Below are 7,350 nucleotides of genomic sequence, written 5' to 3'. Positions count from 1 at the left end.
CCATTGCGCCGCGCGCCTTTTTAGCAAAAAAACTAACAATTTTGGCTTTCCCAGCCTTATATTCCATAAATACAGGCGTAATGACCTGTGGCGTAAGGACTGACAGATCAACAGCACCAAAATATTCCTGTGACGCACAATTAACCAAGACCTGAGAATTAGTAGCTGTGGCATGTGCATTCAAAGCGTCAGATAACTGTTGACCCCAATAGTCATAAAGCGAAGCACCACGTGAGGTTTTCAACCGGCTTCCCATTTCCAGACGATACGGTTCAATCGCATCCAAAGGGCGCAAAACACCATAAAGACCAGATAATATACGCAAATGATTTTGTGCCCACGCCATTTCGTCAGAGTCCAGCGATGCCGCTTCAAGCCCCTGATAGGTATCACCGGCAAAAGCCAAAGCGGCAGGTTTTTTGTCTTGATTTCCAAAGGCGGCAAAACGATCAGCATTCAACTGTGCCAAATTTGTGCTTAGCCCCATCAGACGCTGCAAATCTTCCAAACTTAGATCACGAGCAACAGCGGCCAGCTCGACTGCATCACGGGAGAAAGCAGGTTCGGTCGATACCACGCCGTCGGCAGGTTGCATATTCAATTTTTTAGCAGGTGAAACCACAACAAGCATGACACTCTCCTCAAAAGGTAGTTCTAAATTAACGCTCAATACGCCAAACGTCCAGAAATGCATTAGCAGAAGTTAATAAAATACTTTTATGCGTCAGCATTCAGTATATTGGCTCTGATATTATGAACAATTGTTTGGGTTTGCTCACAATTATGTTTACCATAAACAGATAATCAACCTAACCGCATTTTATGAAAGTTTCGAAACAACCATGACCAAAGCCAACATTTCTGCACTGGACGTGCGGGGAAAAAATCTCCGGATCAATAGTGACCGCCTTTGGGACTCGTTAATGGAAATGGCAAAAATTGGCCCGGGCATCGCTGGGGGCAATAACCGCCAGACATTGACCGATGAAGATGCCGAAGGCCGCCGTGTGTTTCAGCTATGGTGCGAAGCTGAAGGCATGAGTATGGGGTTGGACAAATTGGGAAATATGTTTGCCCGTCGCGAAGGCACTGACCCAACATTGCTCCCAGTGATGATAGGAAGCCATCTCGACACCCAGCCCACAGGTGGCAAATATGATGGTGTCCTTGGTGTTTTAGCGGGACTAGAAATCATCCGAACATTGAATGACACAGGCATCAAAACAAAGCATCCCATTGAGGTTGTTAACTGGACAAATGAAGAAGGTGCGCGCTTTTCACCGCCAATGATGGCATCAAGCGTGTTCGCAGGCATGTACACGACCGAATGGGTCTATGACCGCGAAGATGCTGATGGCAAAACCGTTGGCGAAGAGCTTGCCCGCATTGGCTGGGTTGGTGATGAAGACGTTGGTGCCCGCAAAATGGCAGCTTTCTTTGAACTTCACATCGAACAAGGCCCAATTCTGGAAAATGAAAATATCGATGTTGGTGTTGTCACCCACGGTCAAGGATTAAACTGGCTTCAAGTGACATTGACTGGCAAGTCATCGCATACAGGATCAACGCCAATGCCAAATCGAGTCAATGCTGGTCTTGGCATGGCACGCATCACCCAACTGGTCGATGATATTGCCTTGTCGCACGCACCACTTGCCGTTGGCGCTGTGGGGCATTGTGATATCTATCCGAACTCACGCAATATCATTCCGGGCAAGGCTGTATTCACAATAGATTTCCGTCATCCAACACAGGCTGTCATCGATGATATGGAACGGCTTCTTCGTGAAGGTGCCCAGAAAATTGTAGATGACATTGGCCTGACCATGGACATTGAACAGGTGGGGAAATTCGATCCTGTAACTTTTGATGAAGGCTGTGTATCTGCGGTGCGCCGTGCGGCAGAACGGCTTGGCTATGCACATCGTGACATTGTTTCCGGAGCTGGTCATGACGCTTGCCTAATCAATCGCGTTGCGCCAACTGCTATGGTTATGTGCCCTTGTGTTGATGGCCTGTCGCATAATGAAGCAGAGGAGATCAGCAAGGATTGGGCAGCGGCGGGAACTGATGTTCTGTTTCATGCTGTTCTGGAAACAGCTGGCATTATTGATGAGTGAGCGTCTTTTGAGTGGAGAAAATGGTATGATTGTCGATCTAATCGGCTATACGGATAAATTGTCGGGGCGACCTGGCGACACTATTAATTTCAAGGTTTCCAGCCAAATTGATGCCCCCGTCGAAGCCAAGCTTTTGCGTTCAATATGTGCTGATGCCAATCCGGCTGGCATGGGTATTGTTGAAACAAATTGTGATGATATTTTTCCGCCGCAACAGTTCAACGCTGGCAACCAGCCCTTTCAATCTGGTTCCTATGCCAAGACAATATCCCCGTTGCAACATCATGCACAGAACAGCATTCAGATTTCTGTTACTGTCTTTCCGACCTTGTTTACGGCTGGCACGCAGACCATTCTTTCTATTGGTGAGGTTCGGCTTGACCTAGACGCTAGCGGTCTGGTTACCCTGACATCGCATCAAGACAAAGTTTCCAGCAAGACGCCTTTGCGGTTGCATAAATGGCATCAAATCACCGCCACTATGAATGCATCTGGCGAAGTAAGCATTCATATTTTACACCTCGCTAGCGTTAACGCCAACACGGAAACGGTTTCAAATCAATTAGCAAACGCTTTGGTACATATGCATATTGATGGGTTTGTATGTCTTGCCGCCACGCTTGACACCAAAGGCCCAGGGCAATTTTTTAATGGTAAAATAGAAGCGCCTTTGATTATGGCCGACGGTATAGCTATTGCCGATTGGAATTTGGCTGTTGATATGACCAGCCTGACAATCTCTAGTGCTCTTGCACAGCCTGACAACAAGCATGCACTCACCCTGTTTAATGCCCCAACCCGCGCGGTATGTGGCAGTCAATGGGACGCCAGTGAACTGAACTGGCAACATAAACCAGATCATTATGCGGCGATCCATTTCCATGATGATGACATTTATGATTTTGGCTGGGACACCAGTTTTTCATTCACAATCCCTGATGATATGTCATCTGGCATCTATGTTATGCGTATCACCTGCAACGGGCATGAAGACGCTATGCCGTTTTTTGTCTGTCCGCCAAAGGGTGTTCGTCGCGCCAAATTATGCGTTCTGGTTTCGACATTTACTTATGCTATTTATGGCAATCACGCGCGCCCAGATTATGTGCCTGCATGGCAAGAACGCATAAAGGAATGGGGTGCCTATCCGCATAATCCTGCGGCTTATCCACAATATGGTCTTTCGACCTATAACAACCATAGTGACGGTTCTGGCATATGCCATGCTTCGCATAAACGTCCCCTTTTCAATTTACGGCCTGGATATATAACGTTTGGCGCTGCGGATTGTTCAGGCCTTCGTCATTTTCAGGCTGACAGCCATTTGATTGCATGGTTGCATAACCAGAATATCGACTATGACATCATCACCGATGACGAAATTGACCGCGACGGTTTTGCAGCCATCGAAGGGTATGATGCGGTTACAACCGGAACACATCCTGAATATCACACAACCAACACGCTTGATGCGCTGACAGCATATCGTGATAAAGGCGGCGCCCTGATCTACCTAGGTGGTAATGGCTTTTACTGGCGCATTATTCGCCATAAGGAAGATCCTAATCTTTTAGAAATCAGACGTGCAGAAGACGGATTGCGCGCATGGGCGTCCCAGCCTGGCGAATATTATAACGCGTTTGATGGTTCCTATGGGGGGCTATGGCGACGTAATGGACGCCCCCCGCAAAAACTTGTTGGTATCGGCTTTACCGCACAAGGTATTTTCGAGGGCATGCCCTATAAACGTGTATGTAATGACAGCGCCTTTGACTGGGTTTTTGATGGTATTGATGATAGCCCAATTGGCGATTTTGGGTTTAGCGGTAACGGCGCAGCAGGGTTTGAGCTTGATCGAGTTGATACCAAATTAGACGAAGGCCAAGACATCACCATATTGGCACAATCTTATGATACACGCGATACATTCATGCTGGTGCCCGAAGAACAATTGACGCATTTGACAAACCTGTCTGGTGGTAGCGAAAGCGAAGCCAAACGCGCAGATATGGTCTATTTCAAAACGCCATCAGGCGGACAGGTTTTTTCTGTCGGCTCAATTACCTTTTGTGGAAGTCTGCCTTGGAACAATTTTGACAATAATGTTTCTAGGCTACTTCGCAACGTCATAGATCGGTTTACGGGGTAACGCCAGCCGCGACCATATGGCTTTAAAGCGGCGCGCGGCCAATTGATGGTGTTACAGATTCGATGCTGGCACCGATACGAATGGCCATTGCTTCATCATGCGCTCTGGCAATAATCTGCAAACTATGCGGCATGCCATCCTTGGCAAGACCTGTCGGCACACTCAAACCGCACATCGCCAGATAGTTAAATGGACGGGTAAAATGGCCAGGTGAGATTGCCTGATCAACATCGTCTATTTTGGGCGCAGTACTTGTCGTTGATGGCGTCAATATGGCATCAAAACCTTTGATGGCTTCATTAAATTCATCACAGCGGTTGCGGCGTGTTTCCAACATGCGCACATAGTCATGCGCCAGATACGCCTTGCCAGTCAGCATACGCTTGCGGACATCCTCATCCATTGGCGCGGCACTATCTTCATAGAGATGTCCATGATTGTTATAGGCTTCAACCGCCGTTATGGCACCATTATCATCGGCAAGGCTGCCATAGCCAAAAGGTGACGTAAATACCTCTATCTCTGCCCCAAGGCGTTGCAAAGCGTCTATTGCCAGATCGTAGCCTGCAAGAATATCAGCCGAACAATTATCGCGTTCTGACTGTGCCATCTGCCCTAACTTCAGCCCGCGTACACCTTTACCCATCATCTGATAAAGTCCACCGCCTGTCTGCAGATCGCGGTCGATAAGGCTACTTTCACGACCCAACATCACTTCATATAATATCACCGTATCAGCAACTGTCTGCGCCATTGGCCCAGGTGAATCAAGTGTTTGCGCCAGCGGGGCAATGCCATCACATGGTAATTGACCTTCGGTCACTTTCAGGCCTGCAATGCCACAATAGGCTGCTGGCAACCTAACCGAACCACCTGTATCAGACCCGATGCCACATACAGCCAGACCAGCGGCTGTTGCCACGCCTGATCCTGACGATGAACCGCCCGGAATACGATGGTTTTTCATATCCCACGGGTTCCAGGGCGTGCCCATCTTCTGGTTCGTACCCCAGCCACCAAAAGCGGACTCAACAGTCTTGCTTTTACCAAGAATAATGCCACCAGCTGCAATCAAACGTCGTACCACTGTGCCCGTTTTTGCCGAGACGCGGTCTTTAAGTGTCATAGACCCATTTGTGCAAATTTGACCTTCAAGCTCATATATATCTTTCAAAGCAAAGGGAATCCCATGAAATGGGCCAATCCGGTAGCCAGACATAAAAGCCTTGTCTGCCGCCTCGGCTGCCTGCATGGCCTGTTCAAAGAACACGGTCTGATAGGCGCCAAGATGTGGATTATGTTTTTCAATCGCCTGCAAATGCGCATCAACGACCTTTGATGGCTTTGTCTGATGCGTTACATAGGCCGCCGACAAGCTTTCAATACTGCCAAATAAATCAGTCATACGAAACTCCAGCTAGGATATGTGCGGTCAGGAACGTTTGGTGGCCAGTTTCTTTTTTGGCTTAGTTGTGCTGGCTGGCGCTTTCTTTTTTGGCGCAACCTTCTTTGGTTTGGCACTGCTTTTCCAATCTTTTCCAGGCACTGCTGCCAACAGGTCACGGGTGTAATCATGTTGTGGATTAGCAAAGATGTCTGCGGTGGCGCCTGTCTCAACAACCTCGCCATAGCGCATGACAGCAAGCCGGTCACACACTTGGGCTGCCACCCGCAAGTCATGGGTAATAAAGATCATAGACAGATTCATCTGGTCTCTAATCTCTTCAAGAAGATCAAGAATTTGTGCCTGAATAGATACATCAAGTGCCGAAACAGGTTCATCAGCGATCAAAATTTCGGGTTTTAAAGCTAAAGAACGGGCAATGCCAATCCGTTGACGCTGACCGCCAGAAAATTCATGCGGATAACGCTCAAATGAACGCTCATCAAGCCCCACGATTGAAATGAGCTCACGCGCCCTTTTATCTGCTTCTATTTTGCTCGTACCTTGGGTTACTGGCCCCTGCGCAATGATGTCCCCCACTTTGATACGGGGGTTTAACGATGCAAATGGATCCTGAAACACCATCTGAATCTTATTTCGCCATAACCGCATTTCTGCGCGGCTGAGTTTGTTAATCTGCGTACCTTCAATACTGATATCACCTGAGTCAGTATCCATCAAACGAATGATACAGCGTGCCAATGTTGACTTGCCCGATCCACTTTCACCCACGATGCCCAAGGTTTCACCCTTATGAAGATCAAGCGTTACATTCTTGACAGCCTTGACCTCACGCGATGCGACGCCGAAACCAAATAGGCCACGCCCACCACCAAATGTCTTGCACACATCCGTTGCAGACAGAACTTGTACTTTTGACCGCGAACGCGCTTTCCGTGGTGAAAGGCTTGGCACAGCGTCAATCAAAGCCTGTGTATAGGGATGTGTCGGGTTATTCAGCACTTTTTCTACCGAGCCGCTTTCGACAACCAGCCCATGTTGCATAACCGCAACACGATCAGCAATATCAGCCACCACACCAAAATCATGTGTAATGAAAAGTACGCCCGTATCATTGGCTTTCTGCATATCACGGATCAATTTTAATATCTGTGCCTGCGTAGTGACATCCAGCGCCGTTGTCGGCTCGTCGGCAATCAGAATCTTAGGTTTTAACGCCAGTGCCATCGCGATCATCGCACGCTGGCGCTGGCCGCCAGACAATTCATGTGGATAGGCGTTCATGATATGCGCAGGGTCAGGAAGATTTACATCTTCCAGAAGCGTAATCGCTTTTTGCCACCGTTCTGCACTTGGCATATCAACATGATAACGAAAAATTTCATCAATCTGGGCACCAATCGACATGACCGGATTAAGGGCAGTCATAGGTTCCTGAAAAATCATTGATATTTCACTGCCACGAATATCCCGCAAGCGATCATAGCTGGCTTTGGTAACATCCTCGCCATTGAAATTGATTGCGCCGTTTGAAACCTGCACATGCGGTGCAGGCAACAGCCCCATCACAGCACGAGCGGTAAGTGACTTTCCCGATCCACTTTCACCAACCACACATAGGGTTTCACCTTGCGTAAGCTCAAGATCGACCTTTTGCACAGCATATAGATCGGAAG

The 7,350-nt window shown here is 48.2% G+C and carries 5 protein-coding genes; 2 read left to right on the top strand and 3 right to left on the bottom strand.

Going from position 1 to position 7,350, the window contains the following annotated elements:
* Window positions 1-631, bottom strand: a 631-nt coding sequence (gene yaaA / locus ABNT28_RS09045) for a peroxide stress protein YaaA (RefSeq protein ID WP_348721431.1), incomplete at its 3' end; no start/stop codon positions are given.
* A gap of 211 nt (window positions 632-842) precedes the next feature.
* On the opposite strand from yaaA, the gene ABNT28_RS09040 reads away from it, so the two are divergent.
* Together ABNT28_RS09040 and ABNT28_RS09035 are read left to right on the top strand one after the other, a co-directional pair.
* On the top strand, window positions 843-2,120 hold the full coding sequence (locus ABNT28_RS09040) for a Zn-dependent hydrolase (RefSeq protein WP_332925211.1): 1,278 nt from the start codon (window positions 843-845) through the stop codon (window positions 2,118-2,120).
* Window positions 2,113-4,269 (top strand): N,N-dimethylformamidase beta subunit family domain-containing protein, encoded by a 2,157-nt coding sequence (locus ABNT28_RS09035; RefSeq protein ID WP_348721430.1) that lies wholly within the window; start codon window positions 2,113-2,115, stop codon window positions 4,267-4,269. The genes ABNT28_RS09040 and ABNT28_RS09035 overlap by 8 nt, the downstream gene beginning before the upstream one ends.
* A gap of 22 nt (window positions 4,270-4,291) precedes the next feature.
* Here ABNT28_RS09035 and ABNT28_RS09030 read toward each other — a convergent pair whose 3' ends face one another.
* The gene (locus tag ABNT28_RS09030) at window positions 4,292-5,674 is read right to left on the bottom strand and encodes an amidase (protein WP_348721429.1); all 1,383 of its coding nucleotides are present in this window, start codon (window positions 5,672-5,674) and stop codon (window positions 4,292-4,294) included.
* 27 nt (window positions 5,675-5,701) lie between these two features.
* Window positions 5,702-7,350, bottom strand: a 1,649-nt coding sequence (locus ABNT28_RS09025; RefSeq protein ID WP_348721428.1) for an ABC transporter ATP-binding protein, incomplete at its 5' end; no start/stop codon positions are given.

Source organism: uncultured Candidatus Puniceispirillum sp. (assembly GCF_963979125.1).
Taxonomy (GTDB): Bacteria; Pseudomonadota; Alphaproteobacteria; order Puniceispirillales; family Puniceispirillaceae; genus Puniceispirillum.
The sequence above is the reverse complement of the archived record's forward strand: the minus strand, read 5'-3'. Positions and strand labels throughout refer to the sequence as shown.